Source organism: Brevibacterium sp. CFH 10365 (assembly GCF_009299785.1).
Classification (GTDB): domain Bacteria; phylum Actinomycetota; class Actinomycetes; order Actinomycetales; family Brevibacteriaceae; genus Brevibacterium; species Brevibacterium limosum.
Genome location: NZ_VIGO01000002.1, coordinates 137,870 through 153,094 on the forward strand (window position 1 = coordinate 137,870; position 15,225 = coordinate 153,094).

Here is a 15,225-nt window from a genome sequence, read left to right on the forward strand (position 1 = left end):
AAGACCGAAGAAGAAGGATCAATATGTCCACTCTCAAGATCGAAGACCTGCACGTCGGTGTCAACACTGACACCGGTCTCAAGCCCATCCTCAACGGCATCAACCTCGTCATCAACTCGAACGAGACTCATGCCATCATGGGGCCCAACGGCTCCGGCAAGTCGACCCTGGCGTATGCCCTGGCCGGTCACCCCAAGTACGAAGTGACCTCCGGTTCGGTCACGCTCGACGGTGAGGACGTCCTCGAGATGTCCGTCGACGAGCGTGCGAAGGCCGGCCTGTTCCTGGCCATGCAGTACCCCGTCGAGGTTCCCGGCGTGACCGTGACGAACTTCCTCCGTTCGGCCAAGACCGCCATCGACGGCGAAGCTCCCAAGCTGCGCAACTGGACCAAGGACCTCAAGCAGGCCATGGAGAACCTGCGTGTGGATCCCGCGTTCGCGTCGCGCAACGTCAACGAGGGCTTCTCCGGCGGTGAGAAGAAGCGTCACGAGATTCTGCAGCTCGAGATGCTCAAGCCGAGGTTCGCCGTTCTCGACGAGACCGACTCGGGCCTCGACGTCGATGCGCTGCGCATCGTGTCCGAAGGCGTCAACCGCGTCAAGGACGCCACCGATGTCGGCGTCATGCTCATCACTCACTACACGCGCATCCTCAACTACATCAAGCCCGATCACGTCCACGTGATCATCAACGGCAAGGTGGCCGAGGAAGGCGGACCGGAACTGGCCGAACGCCTCGAGAACGAAGGCTACGACCGCTTCTTCACTGCCGGCGTCTGATGTTCTCACGTCTGAGGGGCGACTTCCCGATTCTCGATGTGAGAGTCGGGGAGTCGCCGCTGTCGTATCTCGACTCGGGCGCGACGTCGCAGAAGCCGCAGTGCGTCATCGACACCTTCGTCGAGTACTTCCAGCAGCGCAATGCCGCCGTTCACCGTGGCGCTCACTCCCTGGCCGTCGAGGCCACCGACGCGTTCGAGAACGGTCGGATCGCCGCTGCCGGGCTCGTCGGCGGCACGCCGGAACAGGTGTGCTGGACGAAGAACGCCACCGAGGCGCTCAACATCGTGGCCCTCGGCATGGATCGGGCCAGCCGCGGCTTCGGGGGAGAGGGCGCAGCGCGCTTCGCCCTCGGTCCCGCTGACTCGATCGTCGTGACCGAGATGGAGCATCACGCGAATCTCGTGCCGTGGCAGCAGCTGGCGGCCTCGACCGGAGCGCAGCTGCGCTGGCTGCCGGTCACCGATTCCGGAGAACTCGATCTGGCCGATCTCGACACGATCGTCGACGAATCGACGAAGGTGCTCGCGTTCACGCACGTCTCCAACGTCCTCGGCACCATCAACCCGGTCGACCGCCTCGTCGAGCGGGCTCGCGCCGTCGGGGCGTACGTCGTCCTCGATGCCTGCCAGTCCGTGCCGCATATGCCCGTGGACTTCGTCGAGCTCGACGTCGACTTCGCCGCGTTCTCCGCTCACAAGGCGCTCGGGCCCACCGGTCTGGGTGCGCTGTGGGGCAGGTCCGAGCTGCTCGACGCTCTGCCGCCGGTGCTCACCGGAGGATCCATGATCACGACGGTGACCATGGAGGAGACCGAGTTCATGCCCGCCCCGCAGCGTTTCGAGGCCGGCACCCAGCCGGTCGCCGAGGTGGCCGCGTTCGCGACCGCGATCGGCTACCTCACCGAGGTGGGGCTGGGCAATGTGTTCGACCATGAGAAGGAACTCGCACAGGTGCTTCTCGACGGGATCGGGCAGATCCCCGGAATCCGCGTCCTCGGCGATGCCGGTGACCGGATCGGGACCGTGGCCTTCGACGTCGACGGCGTCCACGCCCACGACGTCGGGCAGTATCTCGACTCCCAGGGAGTCGCCGTGCGGGTGGGCCACCACTGCGCCCAGCCGCTGCACCGGCGCTTCGGGGTCACCGCCTCGACCCGGGCGAGCACGTATCTGTACAACAACGTCGAAGACTGCACCCGCTTCCTGACCGCTCTGGCAGAAGTGCGGCCCTTCTTCGGAGTCGCATGAAGATGGGAGTCAACCGATGAGCACACAGATGCAGCAGCTCTACCAGCAGGTCATCCTCGACCAGTCCCGGGCACGCATCGGCAACACCGAGCTGCTCCGCGACGACGCACTCTCACCGCACGGGTACTCACACCAGGTGAACCCGACCTGCGGCGATGAGATCGAACTCGAGACCGAGCTGCTCGCGGACGGCAAGATCGCGGTGCGATGGACCGGCGACGGCTGTTCGATCTCTATGGCCTCGGCCTCGGTGCTCGCCGAACTGGCCGCCGACTCGAGCGTCGCGCAGATGCTCGAGATCGAAGCGGTGTTCCACGAACTCATGCATTCTCGTGGGACAATGGAGGCGGATGAGTCGATTCTCGGGGACGCCGCGGCGTTCACCGGAGTGTCGAAGTTCCCGGCCAGGATCAAATGCGCTCTCCTGGCATGGATGGCGTTCAAGGACGCACTCAACCAAACACAAGCAGCTCGTGAGGAGAAACACAATGCCTGAAGTCATTGACGCACCGCAGAATGCCAGCGTCGACGAAGTGCGCGAAGCGATGATGGACGTCGTCGATCCCGAGCTCGGTGTCAACATCGTCGATCTCGGACTCGTGTACGGACTCTCGGTCGAAGACGACGGCACCGCCGTGATCGAGATGACCCTGACCTCGGCGGCCTGCCCGCTGACCGACGTCATCGAGGATCAGACCGCACAGTCGCTCGAGGGAATCGTGCCGGCGTACCGGATCAACTGGGTCTGGATGCCGCCATGGGGCCCGGAGAAGATCACCGAGGACGGACGCGAGCAGATGAGGGCTCTCGGCTTCAATATCTGAGACCGTCATCGACTGAGTCGAACACCGGCGCGTCCCCGCGGGGACGCGATCGATCACATCGCCGAGGTGGGGCTGCCCGAGCAGGGCAGGACCACCTCGGCGATCGTCGTTGAGTTCGGTGCCTGTCGCAGATGCCGGGGTCGTGGAGATCACCGCCCCGCGGACTCCGAACCGGAGTGCGGCGTGAAAGAATGGAATCCGACTTTCCAAGGAGAACCATTGACGATCATCGCTGCCGCCGACGGATCCGCGCTCGGCAATCCCGGACCAGCCGGGTGGGCCTGGTACATCGACGACACCTCCTGGCATGCCGGCGGGTGGAAGAACGCGACGAACAACCGCGGTGAGCTCATGGCCGTGCTCGACCTGCTCCGGTCGACGGCAGGCAGCGACGATGACCTGAAGATATACTGTGATTCGCAGTACGTCATCAACGCCCTGACCAAATGGATGTCGGGGTGGAAACGCAAGGGATGGAAGAAGGCCGATGGCAAAGAAGTCCTCAACAAGGACCTCTTAGCGTCTCTCGACGAGGCACTGAGCGGGCGGACGGTCGAGTTCGAGTGGGTCAAGGGGCACAGCAACCACAAACTCAATGAGGCCGCAGACGATCGAGCCCGCGCCGCAGCCACCGCCTTCCAGAAGGGCACGACTGTGCCGGAGGGCCCCGGATTCGTCCCCGCGGGGACGTCGTCCTCGACCCCGGCAGATGAATCGGCTGAACCTGCGGAGCAGAACGATCTTGCCGCCGGACCCGCGACCTCAGCGGCTGCGTCGGCAACCACCGTCGTGTCCTGTCGGGTCTCGTCCTCAGTCGCAGATGAACTCGTCGCACGGGCACAGGCCCGCGGCATCCACCCCCAAGAATTCCTGGCCGATCTCATCGGCCGCAGTTTGGAGACAGAATGATTCAGGCCTCCGGCCTCGAAGTCGCCGTCGGTGCCCGGACCCTCATGTCCGAGGTGTCCTTCCGCGTCGACAAGGGAGACCGGGTCGGTCTCGTCGGTCGCAACGGCGCCGGCAAGACGACCCTGACCAAGGTGATCATGGGCGGACATCCGGCTCATGCCGGCTCCGTGTCGATCTCCGGCACCGTCGGCTACCTGCCGCAGGACCCTCGCAGCGGCGACCTCACCGCCACCGGGATGGAACGCATCCTCTCGGTGCGAGACCTCGACGTCCTCGTCAAGCGGCTGCGCAAGGCCGAACGTCAGATGGCTTCACCGGATGAGAAGGTGGCGACGAAGGCCATCGATCGCTACCCGCGCATCGAAGCCGAATTCATCGCCGCCGGCGGTTATGCCGCGGAATCCGAAGCCTTCGCCATCGCCGCGAACCTCGGCCTCGACGAAGCTCTGGTCAGTCAGGAGATCGGGACGCTCTCCGGCGGTCAGCGCCGCCGTGTGGAACTCGCCCGGATTCTGTTCTCGTCCCCGGACACGATGATCCTCGATGAGCCGACGAACCACCTCGACGCCGAATCCGTGCTGTGGCTGCGCGACTACCTCAAGGGGTACTCGGGCGGACTCATCGTCATCAGCCACGACCTCGATCTCATCGACGAGGTCGTCAACAAGGTGTTCTTCCTCGACGCGACCAGGCAGACCATCGACATCTATTCGATGGGCTACCGGCTCTACCTCAAACAGCGCGAGGACGATGAACGTCGCCGTCGGCGTGAGCGGGCGAACGCGGAGAAGAAGGCCTCGGCACTGACCGCTCAGGCCAACAAGATGATGGCGAAGGCCACGAAGACCGTCGCTGCCCAGCAGATGGCCAAACGCGCCGAGCGCCTGCTCGCCGGCCTCGATGACGAACGTGCCACGGAGAAGGTCGCGAACCTGCGCTTCCCGGCCCCGGCCGACTGTGGTCGCGTGCCGCTGACCGCCGAGGGCCTGTCCCGCAGCTTCGGCTCGACCGAGGTGTTCACCGGCGTCGATCTCGCCATCGACAAAGGCTCCCGCGTGGTCATCCTCGGCTACAACGGCGCCGGCAAGACGACGCTGCTGCGTCTGCTCGCCGGACTCGACGAACCCGATTCGGGCGAAGTCGTGCCCGGGCACGGGCTCAAGCTCGGCTACTACGCGCAGGAGCACGAGACTCTCGACCTCGAACGCACGGTGCTCGAGAACATGTCGCGGAACTCACCGCATCTCGATGACACTGCGGTGCGCAATGTGCTCGGTTCGTTCCTGTTCAGCGGTGACGACGTGCACAAACCCGCCGCGGTCCTCTCCGGTGGGGAGAAGACGCGTCTGGCTCTGGCGACTCTCGTGGTCTCGAGTGCGAATGTGCTTCTGCTCGATGAGCCGACGAACAACCTCGATCCCGCCTCCCGTGAGGAGATCCTCTCGGCGATCCGCCGCTATGAGGGTGCGATCGTGCTGGTCACCCACGATGAGGGAGCGGTGTCCGCGCTCGATCCCGACCGTGTGCTGCTGCTGCCCGACGGAGACGAGGACCTGTGGAACGACACGTACCTCGACCTCGTCACACTCGCCTGAGCCGACCCGCTGTACGGCCCGGTCAGTCCGCTGACTGGGCCGTATGGACTCACTGAGAGCGGAAGCGCTCCTCGAACAGGGCGTCCTCATCGGCTTCGGCGCGTCCGCGCACGGTGGGCGAAGCCCAGCGATTGCGGCCGTAGCGGCTGCCCGGTTGGCTGATCTTCGCACCTGCGTCGAGGGCGGCCTTGTCGATGACGACCATTTCGCTTCCGGCATCGCCGCGTCCGACAGCCTCGGCGGCGGCCTTGCGCTCTCGGCGGGCCGAGATGACCACGGCGATGATGATCATGATGCCGAAGGCGAACCACTGGAGCATATAGGACAGGTGGTTGCCCGGATCGAGCTCGGGCATCGGCAGCGGGGTCAGTCCCTCTTCCGGCGCACCACCGGTCTCTTCCGGTGAGGCTTCGACGTAGACATTCGAGTAGCCGTCATCCATTCCGGGGATGCGCGCAGGATCGATGGCCCTGATGAGGCCCTGCGGGTTCTCGTCCTCGGAGCCGTCCTGAGCCGGACGCAGATGAGCGACGACGGTCTGCTCACCCTGCGGTGCCGGCGGCACGGAGTCCTGTTCGGCGGTGAAACCGCGGACGACGGCGATCGTCGATCCGCCGGTGAGCTCGAACGGAGTCACCACATAGAAGCCGGGTGTGTCCCCGACCGTGCGGTTGCGGGCGAGGACGGTGTCCTCGTCGGAGTAGTGTCCGGTCAGCTCGACCTGAGTCCACTCCTCGGTGGTGGCCAATGCGGACGTCGGGTTCGGCAGCACCGAGGAGACGTCCACGGGGTCGGCGGAGTAGTTCGCCGTGATCGTCGCGATCTCCTGTTCCCGCTGGTCGCGGCGGTCCTTCTGCCACAGGGCGAGGAACACGCAGGCGATGATGACGATGATCGCCATGGCGATGTATTTGAGCCAGCGTGCGGAGAAGAGGAAGGAATAGCGGCTCAACCGGCGTCCTCCGGAATCTCGTCGACGGAGACGTCGATGATGAAGAAGTCGCGCAGTGTCAGGAAGTCACGCAGATAGTCCAGGTGCTCGTCACAGGCCAGCCACGTCTTCTTCCTCTCAGGAGTGTGAACGCGGGGGTTGTTCCACAGCAGGGCACGGGTCGCGAACGCCCGGCATTCCTTCGCGGAGCACTGCAGCTGCTCGCTCACGCCTGGTCACTCCTGTCGTCGTCGTTGTCTTCCACGGTCTCACCCTGGATGGTCTCACCGGGGATGGTCTCGTCCCGGGCGGTCTGACCTGGACCGGGGCCGTCCGGGGCGGCACCACGGGCATCTGCGTCACCGTCGCTCGTCTCCTCGTCGACGGTCTCGCCATCGAGGGTGTCCGCGGAGATCGTCTCCCCGCGAGCCGGCGGCAGTTCCGCCAGCGGGGCCTGATCGAGCAGCGCCGAACGGTCGTCGCGGGTGCGCTCACGCCCCGCATTGGCGAAGATCACCGCCGGGTAGGGGAGGGCGACAGCTCCGGCCACGCACACCCACATGAGGATGTGCATATCGGCGACGAAAGCGAAATAGGCACCCACAAAGCAGACCGTCCTGATGCCCATGGTGATCGAATACTTGATGATCCGGGACCTCATGTCATCATCAAGGGCGGTGTCTGCCGTTGTGATCTGCTGCGAGTGCCTGACCATATCCTTCTTCGATCGATGACTGCCAAACATGATACTCGTCCTTTGTGAGAGTCGTATCCATCGGCCAAAGGACAGGATAGGTTTGTCCACGATAGATTTGAAGAACACAGTCGAGCAACAGGAGACCAACGTGTCAGAACCACGCACAGTCCTCGTCACCGGCGGCAACCGCGGAATCGGTCGCACCATCGCCGAGGAATTCCTCGCCCAGGGGGACAAGGTGGCAGTCACCTCCCGCAACGGTCAGGCCCCGGAAGGCGCCCTCGCCGTGGCCGCCGATGTCACCGACAGCGAATCCATCGATCGGGCGTTCACCGAGATCGAAGAGAAGCTCGGCCCCATCGAGGTCGTCGTGGCCAATGCCGGAATCACCGCCGACAACCTGCTCATGCGGATGAACGATGACGAGTTCGAATCCGTCATCGACACGAACCTCACCGGTGCCTTCCGCACCGTCAAGCGCGGCATCACCGGGATGATCCGGGCGAAGAGGGGCCGCATCGTCCTCATCTCCTCGGTGTCGGGCCTCTACGGCGTTCCCGGCCAGGCGAACTACTCGGCGTCGAAGGCCGGACTCGTCGGCTTCGCCCGCTCCATCACCCGTGAGGTCGGCTCCCGCGGAATCACCGCCAACGTCGTGGCGCCCGGCTTCATCCGCACGGACATGACCGATGAGCTGAGCGAGAAGCAGCGATCAGAATACCTGGCGACGATCCCGGCCAAGCGCTTCGCCGAAGCCGAAGAGGTCGCCAAGGTCGTCCGCTGGGTGGCCTCCGACGAAGCCGCCTACATCTCCGGTGCCGTCATCCCCGTCGACGGCGGACTGGGCATGGGCCACTGAGCCGGAGCCCGCGGACGATGCGGCCCTGCCCGGCCGCAGCCCGTAGACTTCGATACAGGGACACCGCCTGAAGCGGAGTCATGCACACGCAACCACCTTCCTTTCGAAAGGACCACCATGGGAATTCTTGACGGAAAGCGCATTCTCGTCACCGGCGTGCTCACCGAGGCCTCGATCGCCTTCGCCGCCGCTCGCATCGCACAGGAGCAGGGAGCCGAGGTCATCCTCTCGAGCTTCGGCCGCCAGATGAAGATCACCCAGGTGATCGCCGAACGCCTGCCCCAGACCCCGCAGGTCATCGAACTCGACGCCACCAACGAAGAGGATCTCGCGGCACTGCCCGAGCGCCTCGGGGGCAATATCGACGGCATCGTCCACGCCATCGCCTTCGCCCCGAAGGATGCCCTCGGCGGAGTCTTCCTCGACACCCCGTGGGACTCGGTGTCGGCGGCCATCCACGTCTCCGCATACTCGCTCAAGGCCATCGCCGTGGCTGCGAAGCCCGTGCTCAACAAGGGCGCAGGGATCGTCGGTCTGACCTTCGATGCGACCATCTCCTGGCCGGTCTACGACTGGATGGGTGTGGCCAAGGCCGCCTTCGAATCGACCGCCCGCTACCTCGCCAAGTACGTCGGCGAAGACGGTGTGCGCGTCAACCTCGTCTCGGCGGGACCGCTGAAGACCACTGCCGCAACGTCCATTCCCGGCTTCGGAACGCTGGAAGACATGTGGGGCGACCGCGCACCTCTGGGCTGGGACCAGACGGACACCACTCCTGCCGGCAAGGCCATCGTCGCCCTGCTCTCCGACTGGTTCCCCGCCACCACCGGCGAGATGATCCACGTCGACGGCGGATTCCACTCCACCGGAGCCTGAGCCAGCTCATGCCTGTGCTCATCCTCGCCCGCCATGCGAAGGCGGAAGCGCACGGTCCGACCGATTTCGAACGGTCCCTGGACCCGAAGGGTCTGGCCCAAGCGGTCGAAGCCGGTGCCGAGATCGCCGAACGCTGGTCACCCGATGTGGCCATCGCCTCGGCGGCACGGCGCACCGTGCAGACCGGCCAGGCCGTCGTCGAGGCCGTCAACCGCGCCCACGGAGGATCCCTCGACGAACCGGGGCAGCTGACCCTGCGTGAGGACCCCTCCCTGTATGCCGGGTCCGTCGACGACTGGCTGGATGCGATCAACTCGATCCCCGCGGACGCGGAATGCGCGTATATCGTGGGCCACCAGCCCACCGTCGCCGAGGTGGTCGGCCACCTCAACCCGGAAGGCGGGGTTCCCGATGCGTTCCGTCCCTCCTCGATCGCGGTCTTCGACCTCGAGAGCTGGGACGTGGAACCGGGACAGTACCCTGCCCCGCAGATCCGGGTCTTCCACGGAGTCTGAGCTCTCTGCCCGACTGGTGAGACGGCTGTGGCGCTGACGGATCATCCGTCAGCGCCACAGGCGTCTCACCGGTCAGGTGGCTGTGACGAAGTTCAGCTTCCTGTCCGCGCCGTCACGAGGTCGATCACGGACCGCAGGTCCCGAGTCGTCACCGACGCATCCGCTGCTGCCACGAGAGCCGGCTTCGCGCAGAAGGCGACTCCCAGACCGGCGGCTTCGATCATGCCGATGTCATTGGCCCCGTCACCGACCGCCACCGAGGCGGCACGGTCGTATCCGCCGGCGGCCAGCAGATCCTCGAAGATCTCGGCCTTGACGTCCGGGCCGATGACGCGGCCGCTCGTCCGACCGGTGAGGTGGCCGTCGACGATGTCGAGTCCGTTGGCGAAGACGTCGGTGATGCCCAGCTGCGCGGCCACTGGAGCGATGATGGCGGTGAAGCCGCCCGAGACCAATGCCACCTGACCACCGGAGGAATGCACTGCCGCGACGAGCTCGGCGGCGCCCTCGGTGAGGGTGATCTGCTCCCGCACCTCATCGAGCACGGACTCCGGCAGGCCGCTCAGAAGTGCGACCCGTTCGGCCAGGGACGCGACGAAGTCGAGCTCACCGGCCATGGCGCGTTCGGTGATGTCGGCGACCCGGTCTCCGATACCAGCATGGGCGGCGATGAGGTCGATGACCTCCTCGTTGATGAAGGTCGAATCGACGTCCATGACAAGCAGCTGGACGGGGATCTGGGAGGCGTTGGCCTGTGGTGTCTCATTCACCCCTTCATCGTAGCCACAGTCATGATGTAGTCCGCGGCGGCGGGGTGCAGCTGAGACAGCAGCGCACCGAACCGAGGCGGGGCGACCGTGGCCGGGGCGAGCACCGAGCGCATCCGGTGGTGGATGTCGAGGGCGGCGTAGATCGCTCGGGAATCCGCCTCGGTGGGGATGAGCCGGGAGATCGGGTGCATCGTCGACAGCTCCTCCTGCCAGTCGCGCCACGGTCCCTGCCGCCATTCCTCGGGGACGTCGATGGACTCGATGAGACGAAGACCTTCCATCACCAGCAGACGCAGACGACGCAGCGCCTCCGCTGCGGTTCCGACCGTGACGGGCCGGAACACAGTAGGTCGGCAGGCGAGGACCTCCACGTTCGCCTCGGCACCGGTGAGGGCGATCGCCGCCTGTTCGTCACCGCGGTGGAGGACGACGGGGGCGCTGTGGCGCCCGACCTTCGTCCGGGCGGTGCGATCGACCGGGGGAGTCGTATGCGGCAGCGACGGGTGGTGCAGGGCCAGGCGCGCATGGGTGATTCCGGCGGCGGCCGCCTCGGCTGCGAAGAGCAGCAGACCGGTGGGTACGGACGTGTCGAACACCTCATCGGAGACGATGAGAGGAACATCACGATCATCATCGAGGAAAGCAGAGGTGACCTCGTCAGGGGGCAGCGTCGAGCGCAGACGGTGGTTGATGGCCAGGGTCAGCAGCAGCGAGTCGGTCGTGAGGTCCATGTCGAACCAGGATAGACGGCTCGTCTGCGATAGAGTCTGAGGATATGAGTGAAGTCCTGAATCTGGATTCTGTGTCCGTGCGCCGGGGGACCGATTTCCTCCTCGACGATTTCTCGCTGACCGTCGCCGAAGGCGAGCACTGGGCGGTGCTCGGCCCCAACGGTGCGGGCAAGACGACCCTGCTCGAACTCGCGGCCGGTCGCATGCACCCGACGACGGGTACGGTCAACATCCTCGAAGAGCAGCTCGGGCGCGTCGACGTGTTCGAACTGCGTCCGCGCATCGGCTATGCCTCGACGATTCTGGCCAACCGCATTCCCAGTTCCGAAGCGGTCCTCGACACCGTGCTCACCGCCGCCTACGGCGTCACCGGACGCTGGGTGGAGGAGTACGAGCAGGACGACATCGACCGCGCCCGCGATCTGCTGGCCGCCTTCCACATCACCCATCTGGCCGATCGCACCTTCGGCACGCTGTCCGAAGGTGAGCGCAAGCGCGTGCAGATCGCGCGTGCGCTCATGACCGACCCGGAGCTGCTGCTGCTCGACGAGCCGGCCTCCGGACTCGACTTCGGCGGACGTGAGGAGCTGCTCGGTGCGCTCTCGGAGATCCTGTCGTCGAAGTGGGCACCGGCCACGATCATGGTCACCCACCATGTCGAGGAGATCCCGGAGGGCATCACGCACGTGCTGCTGCTGTCCGAGGGCACCGATCTGGTCGCCGGCCCGATCGAGGAGACCCTGACGGCCGAGAACCTCGCGGCGACCTTCGGCATCGACGTCAAGCTCACGCGGGACGGTCAGCGCTACCACGCACGTTCCGCCCTCTGAGCATGGAGCTGCTGGCGAACCTCAGCCTCGAACCGTGGCAGATCGGCCTCATCATCGTCGCCGGAATCGCGGCGGGCGCCATCAACGCCGTCGTCGGCTCCGGAACGCTCATCACCTTCCCGGCACTCGTCGCCTTCGGAGTGCCGCCGGTGGTGTCGACGATGAGCAACGCGGTCGGTCTGATCCCCGGCAATATCGCCTCCTCGTTCGGATACCGCGAAGAGCTGCGCGGACAGTGGAGACGGATCCTCGGGTTCGTCCCCGCGTCCCTGCTCGGGTCGCTGACCGGGGCGTATCTGCTGCTGCACCTGCCGGAGGACGCCTTCGAGACGATCGTGCCCGTCCTCCTCGTCGTGGCTCTCGTCATGGTCGTGGGGCAGCCGTATCTCTCGCGCTACCTGAAGAACCGGTCCCTGCGCCGGGCCCAGGCCGCCGGCATCGAACATCGGGCCGCCTCGGCGGGGGACAGACTGTCCACGGGCCGGTACATCGCCGTGCTCGTCGTCGTCTTCCTCACCGCGATCTACGGCGGCTACTTCGCCGCGGCGCAGGGCATCATCCTCATCGCCCTGCTCGGCCTGCTGCTGCCCGATGATCTGCAGCGACTCAACGGACTGAAGAACGTGCTCGTCCTCGTCGTCAACACGGTCTCGGCGAGCACGTACATCATCGTCGGCCATGACCGCATCAACTGGATCGCCGTGATCTGCATCGCCGTCGGCTCCCTGATTGGCGGATACTTCGGAGCGCGGGTGGGGCGGAAGTTCTCCCCGGTGCTGCTGCGCACCGTCATCGTCATCCTCGGTCTCGTCGCGATCTGGCGGATCGTCACACTGTGATGGGTAGAGAGCTGTGAACACTCCGGCCAAGGCACCCCTGACGAGGCAGCAGGTCATCGACCGGTCCGCTGAGCTCGGGATCGCCGTCGAACGACTGCGGTTCTTCGACGAAGCGGATCTCGTCGCCGGCGGCTCGGATGAGATGCGCGACTATACACAGCTGACCGACGTCGCCCTGCGCAGCGTCCGGGAACCCGCCGAGGGGCTGTTCATCGCCGAATCCTCGAAGATCATCCGCCGCGCTCACGCTGCCGGTCTGTCTCCCCGGTCATTCCTGACCAGCCCGAAATGGCTGTTCGACCTCGCCGACATCATCGTCGACAGCGATGTGCCGATCTTCATCGGCACGGATGCCGCCGTCGAATCTCTGACCGGATTCCACCTGCACCGAGGCGCCCTGGCCGCCATGGGCCGCCCCGTTCTGGCCCCGGTCGCCTCCTTGGTCGAGGACGCCCGGCGCATCGTCGTCATCGAAGACATCGTCGACCATACGAACGTCGGCGCGATCTTCCGTTCCGCTGCCGCGTTCGGAGCCGATGCCGTGCTCGTGAGCCCGCGCTGCGCCGACCCGCTGTACCGCCGGTCGATCAGAGTCTCGATGGGCACGGTGTTCCAGGTGCCGTGGACCCGTATCGAGACCTGGCCCGCCGGGATCGCCGAACTGCAGGAAGCCGGGTTCCACGTCGCCGCACTGGCGCTCGAGACGGATTCGGTGAGCCTGCGCGAGTTCGCCGCATCCGCACCCGAGCGGACCGCCGTCGTGTTCGGCACCGAGGGCGACGGACTGAAGAAGTCGACGATCGCCGCCTGCGATTCGACCGTGATGATCCCCATGAGCGGGGGAGTGGACTCCCTCAACGTGGCAGCCGCCTCGGCGGTGACCTGCTTCGCCCTGCAGAAGGGGTGAGCTATGACAGTTGAACCGACAGCGCCCTTCTCCGCCGCCGCTACAGAGAGGACCTCAGTGGACCGCAGCACCCTAGCCCAAGCCCTCGAAGCCGGACGGATCACCGGGGAGGTCGCAACTCCCAGGGAGAACAACCTCTCCCATATCCACCGTTTCCTTGCCCAGGAACGCCAGTTCGACTTCGGTGTCGAACTGGCCCGCGACTGGGACTATGACTCCGTGTTCGCGCTCATGGTCGAACGCTGCGGTCTGCGGCCCGACCCCGAATTCGTCGAAGGCGTGGACACGATCTCCACGGAGGCCTGCATCGCCGCGCTGGAGAGACTCGCCGAGGCGGTCGGCGAGGTCACACGCTCAGGTGGCCGGATCCTCTTCGCCACCGGTCACCCGGCCGGGTTGCTGCCCGTCCATATGGCGATCGCCCGGGCCGCGAAGTCCGCCGGCGCGGTCATCGACACCCAGGACCATTTCATCCCGGTCCCGGAGATCGGCGGTGACCTCCGCCAGATCGGCGATGTGTGGACCTGGCATCAGCACGGCGGCAGCCCGCACACCCACCTGGCCGAACCCATGCATGCGCTTCTCAACGATTTCGCCGCTCGCGGCGGATCGTCTCCCGACCTCGTCGTCGCCGACCATGGGTGGGCCGGGGCCGCCTCGAGCAGGGGGCTGCGGACCATCGGCTACGCCGACTGCAATGATCCGGCGCTCTTCGTCGCCGAAGCGCAGGGGCAGGTCGAGGCGACCATCCCGCTCGATGACGACGTCGTGCCGAACCTCTATGCCCCGCTCATCGATTTCGTCATCGAACGGGCGGGGCTGAACTGACGGGCGGTTCTGCACTGACGGGCGGGGCTGAACTGCCAGTCGGCACCGGACCGGACGTCACCCTCAGTCGATCTCGTTGGCCAGGTCCTGGATCACCTCGGCGCCGGGCAGGGACGCGAGCGTGGAACCGGAGAGCAGCAGCTTGGAGCCGCGGATACCGGAACCGATGATGAGTTCGTCGGCTTCGGCGACGCGCGAATCGATGAGCACCCGATAGTTGTCCGGCAGACCGATCGGTCCGATCCCGCCGTACTCCATCCCCGATTCGCTCACGGCGCGCTCGAGCGGGAGGAACGAGGCCTTGCGGACGTCGAGGAGCTTCTTGACTCGTTTGTTGACATCGGCGCGGGTGTTCGCGAGCACCATACATGCGGCGATGCGCTCCTCACCGCCTCGCGAACCGGCAACGAGGACACAGTTCGCCGAGGTAGCCGGAGGCAGATCCGTGGCACCGAGGAGAGACGCGGTGTCCGCGATCTGCGGATCGATGGCGAACACGTCGACGTCACCGGAGACTGTCTGAAGAGCGGCGGCCGTCGAATCGGCCACGAGCTCGGGGGCGGTGGCGGCGGGTTGGAGAGTGAACTGAGTGGTGAGGCGTTCCTTCGTGGTCATGGCCACAGTGTAGGAGATCCGTGTCGAATTGCTTTGCCCGCGCCCATCGGTTAGACTGGACTGTCGCTTCGTGTCCGGTTCCTACGGTTCGGAGCGTGTCCAGCAGACGAATTCGGGCACTGGCAGATGGGTCGGACCCATATCAGGCGCCTGAAAGAATTCAGCAGAGGTAAGAATATGAAGAAGGACATCCACCCGGAATACGCGCCGATCGTGTTCAACGATCTGGCTTCCGGCACCAAGTTCCTCACCCGCTCCACCGCTAAGAGCGACAAGACCATCGAGTGGGAAGACGGCAACACCTACCCCGTGATCGACGTCGAGATCTCTTCCGCTTCGCACCCGTTCTACACGGGCAAGCAGCGCATCCTCGACTCCGCCGGCCGCGTGGAGAAGTTCAAGGACCGCTACAAGGGCTTCGGCAAGCGCTGATCTCGGGCGTTCCCGACAGCTTCATACAGATTGCC

The 15,225-nt window shown here is 65.6% G+C and carries 20 protein-coding genes; 14 read left to right on the forward strand and 6 right to left on the reverse strand.

The annotated features are described in order from the left end of the window. The first annotated feature begins 23 nt into the window (after window positions 1–23). The 6 genes from sufC (at window position 24) to FHG09_RS03880 (ending at window position 5,360) form a co-directional block, all read left to right on the forward strand. Window positions 24–782, forward strand: a complete 759-nt coding sequence (sufC, locus tag FHG09_RS03855) for a Fe-S cluster assembly ATPase SufC (protein WP_152346393.1) — start codon at window positions 24–26, stop codon at window positions 780–782. After that, complete coding sequence (locus FHG09_RS03860) at window positions 782–2,032, forward strand: SufS family cysteine desulfurase (protein ID WP_152346394.1); 1,251 nt, start codon at window positions 782–784, stop codon at window positions 2,030–2,032. Before sufC ends, FHG09_RS03860 begins: the two co-directional genes overlap by 1 nt. 16 nt (window positions 2,033–2,048) lie before the next feature. Further along, the gene (gene sufU / locus FHG09_RS03865; protein WP_193627270.1) at window positions 2,049–2,528 is read left to right on the forward strand and encodes a Fe-S cluster assembly sulfur transfer protein SufU; all 480 of its coding nucleotides are present in this window, start codon (window positions 2,049–2,051) and stop codon (window positions 2,526–2,528) included. Then, a complete protein-coding gene (locus FHG09_RS03870; RefSeq protein ID WP_025778421.1) occupies window positions 2,521–2,856 on the forward strand; it encodes a metal-sulfur cluster assembly factor in 336 nt (111 codons plus the stop codon). The genes sufU and FHG09_RS03870 overlap by 8 nt, the downstream gene beginning before the upstream one ends. Window positions 2,857–3,075: 219 nt before the next feature. Continuing rightward, complete coding sequence (locus FHG09_RS03875; RefSeq protein ID WP_152346395.1) at window positions 3,076–3,765, forward strand: ribonuclease H family protein; 690 nt, start codon at window positions 3,076–3,078, stop codon at window positions 3,763–3,765. After that, complete coding sequence (locus tag FHG09_RS03880) at window positions 3,762–5,360, forward strand: ABC-F family ATP-binding cassette domain-containing protein (protein WP_152346396.1); 1,599 nt, start codon at window positions 3,762–3,764, stop codon at window positions 5,358–5,360. The genes FHG09_RS03875 and FHG09_RS03880 overlap by 4 nt, the downstream gene beginning before the upstream one ends. A 49-nt stretch (window positions 5,361–5,409) precedes the next feature. On the opposite strand, the gene FHG09_RS03885 is transcribed toward FHG09_RS03880, so the two are convergent. The 3 genes from FHG09_RS03885 to FHG09_RS03895 are packed head-to-tail and all read right to left on the reverse strand — an operon-like array spanning window position 5,410 to window position 7,036. Beyond that, window positions 5,410–6,312 (reverse strand): SURF1 family protein, encoded by a 903-nt coding sequence (locus FHG09_RS03885; RefSeq protein WP_152346397.1) that lies wholly within the window; start codon window positions 6,310–6,312, stop codon window positions 5,410–5,412. Further along, a complete protein-coding gene (locus tag FHG09_RS03890; protein ID WP_152346398.1) occupies window positions 6,309–6,521 on the reverse strand; it encodes a hypothetical protein in 213 nt (70 codons plus the stop codon). Before FHG09_RS03890 ends, FHG09_RS03885 begins: the two co-directional genes overlap by 4 nt. Then, window positions 6,518–7,036, reverse strand: coding sequence for a DUF3099 domain-containing protein (locus tag FHG09_RS03895; protein WP_227492532.1), 519 nt, complete (start codon window positions 7,034–7,036; stop codon window positions 6,518–6,520). The genes FHG09_RS03890 and FHG09_RS03895 overlap by 4 nt, the downstream gene beginning before the upstream one ends. Window positions 7,037–7,136: 100 nt before the next feature. Here FHG09_RS03895 and FHG09_RS03900 point away from each other — a divergent pair, with 100 nt between their 5' ends. The 3 genes from FHG09_RS03900 (at window position 7,137) to FHG09_RS03910 (ending at window position 9,238) form a co-directional block, all read left to right on the forward strand. Beyond that, entirely contained in the window at window positions 7,137–7,847 is a 711-nt protein-coding gene (locus FHG09_RS03900; RefSeq protein ID WP_152346399.1) for a beta-ketoacyl-ACP reductase, read from the forward strand. A 117-nt stretch (window positions 7,848–7,964) separates the two neighbouring features. Beyond that, window positions 7,965–8,723 (forward strand): enoyl-ACP reductase FabI, encoded by a 759-nt coding sequence (gene fabI, locus FHG09_RS03905; RefSeq protein WP_152346400.1) that lies wholly within the window; start codon window positions 7,965–7,967, stop codon window positions 8,721–8,723. 8 nt (window positions 8,724–8,731) lie between these two features. Further along, window positions 8,732–9,238 carry a SixA phosphatase family protein gene (locus FHG09_RS03910; RefSeq protein WP_152346401.1) on the forward strand — a complete coding sequence of 169 codons (507 nt, stop codon included), beginning with the start codon at window positions 8,732–8,734 and terminating at the stop codon, window positions 9,236–9,238. Between the two features lie 92 nt (window positions 9,239–9,330). Here FHG09_RS03910 and serB read toward each other — a convergent pair whose 3' ends face one another. Further along, the gene (serB, locus tag FHG09_RS03915; RefSeq protein ID WP_152346402.1) at window positions 9,331–10,008 is read right to left on the reverse strand and encodes a phosphoserine phosphatase SerB; all 678 of its coding nucleotides are present in this window, start codon (window positions 10,006–10,008) and stop codon (window positions 9,331–9,333) included. Continuing rightward, window positions 10,005–10,739: a hypothetical protein gene (locus FHG09_RS03920; protein WP_152346403.1), complete on the reverse strand. Its 735-nt coding sequence runs from the start codon at window positions 10,737–10,739 to the stop codon at window positions 10,005–10,007. Before FHG09_RS03920 ends, serB begins: the two co-directional genes overlap by 4 nt. Window positions 10,740–10,783: 44 nt before the next feature. Here FHG09_RS03920 and FHG09_RS03925 point away from each other — a divergent pair, with 44 nt between their 5' ends. The 4 genes from FHG09_RS03925 to FHG09_RS03940 are packed head-to-tail and all read left to right on the forward strand — an operon-like array spanning window position 10,784 to window position 14,143. Beyond that, window positions 10,784–11,569, forward strand: coding sequence for an ABC transporter ATP-binding protein (locus FHG09_RS03925; RefSeq protein WP_152346404.1), 786 nt, complete (start codon window positions 10,784–10,786; stop codon window positions 11,567–11,569). A gap of 2 nt (window positions 11,570–11,571) precedes the next feature. After that, window positions 11,572–12,408: a sulfite exporter TauE/SafE family protein gene (locus tag FHG09_RS03930; RefSeq protein WP_152346405.1), complete on the forward strand. Its 837-nt coding sequence runs from the start codon at window positions 11,572–11,574 to the stop codon at window positions 12,406–12,408. 13 nt (window positions 12,409–12,421) lie between these two features. Then, window positions 12,422–13,315: a TrmH family RNA methyltransferase gene (locus tag FHG09_RS03935; protein WP_193627272.1), complete on the forward strand. Its 894-nt coding sequence runs from the start codon at window positions 12,422–12,424 to the stop codon at window positions 13,313–13,315. A gap of 57 nt (window positions 13,316–13,372) precedes the next feature. Further along, entirely contained in the window at window positions 13,373–14,143 is a 771-nt protein-coding gene (locus FHG09_RS03940) for a phosphatase (protein WP_227492533.1), read from the forward strand. A gap of 63 nt (window positions 14,144–14,206) precedes the next feature. On the opposite strand, the gene FHG09_RS03945 is transcribed toward FHG09_RS03940, so the two are convergent. Further along, the gene (locus FHG09_RS03945) at window positions 14,207–14,758 is read right to left on the reverse strand and encodes a YbaK/EbsC family protein (RefSeq protein ID WP_152346407.1); all 552 of its coding nucleotides are present in this window, start codon (window positions 14,756–14,758) and stop codon (window positions 14,207–14,209) included. A 177-nt stretch (window positions 14,759–14,935) separates the two neighbouring features. On the opposite strand from FHG09_RS03945, the gene FHG09_RS03950 reads away from it, so the two are divergent. Beyond that, a complete protein-coding gene (locus FHG09_RS03950; RefSeq protein WP_009375892.1) occupies window positions 14,936–15,190 on the forward strand; it encodes a type B 50S ribosomal protein L31 in 255 nt (84 codons plus the stop codon). Window positions 15,191–15,225: the final 35 nt, after the last annotated feature.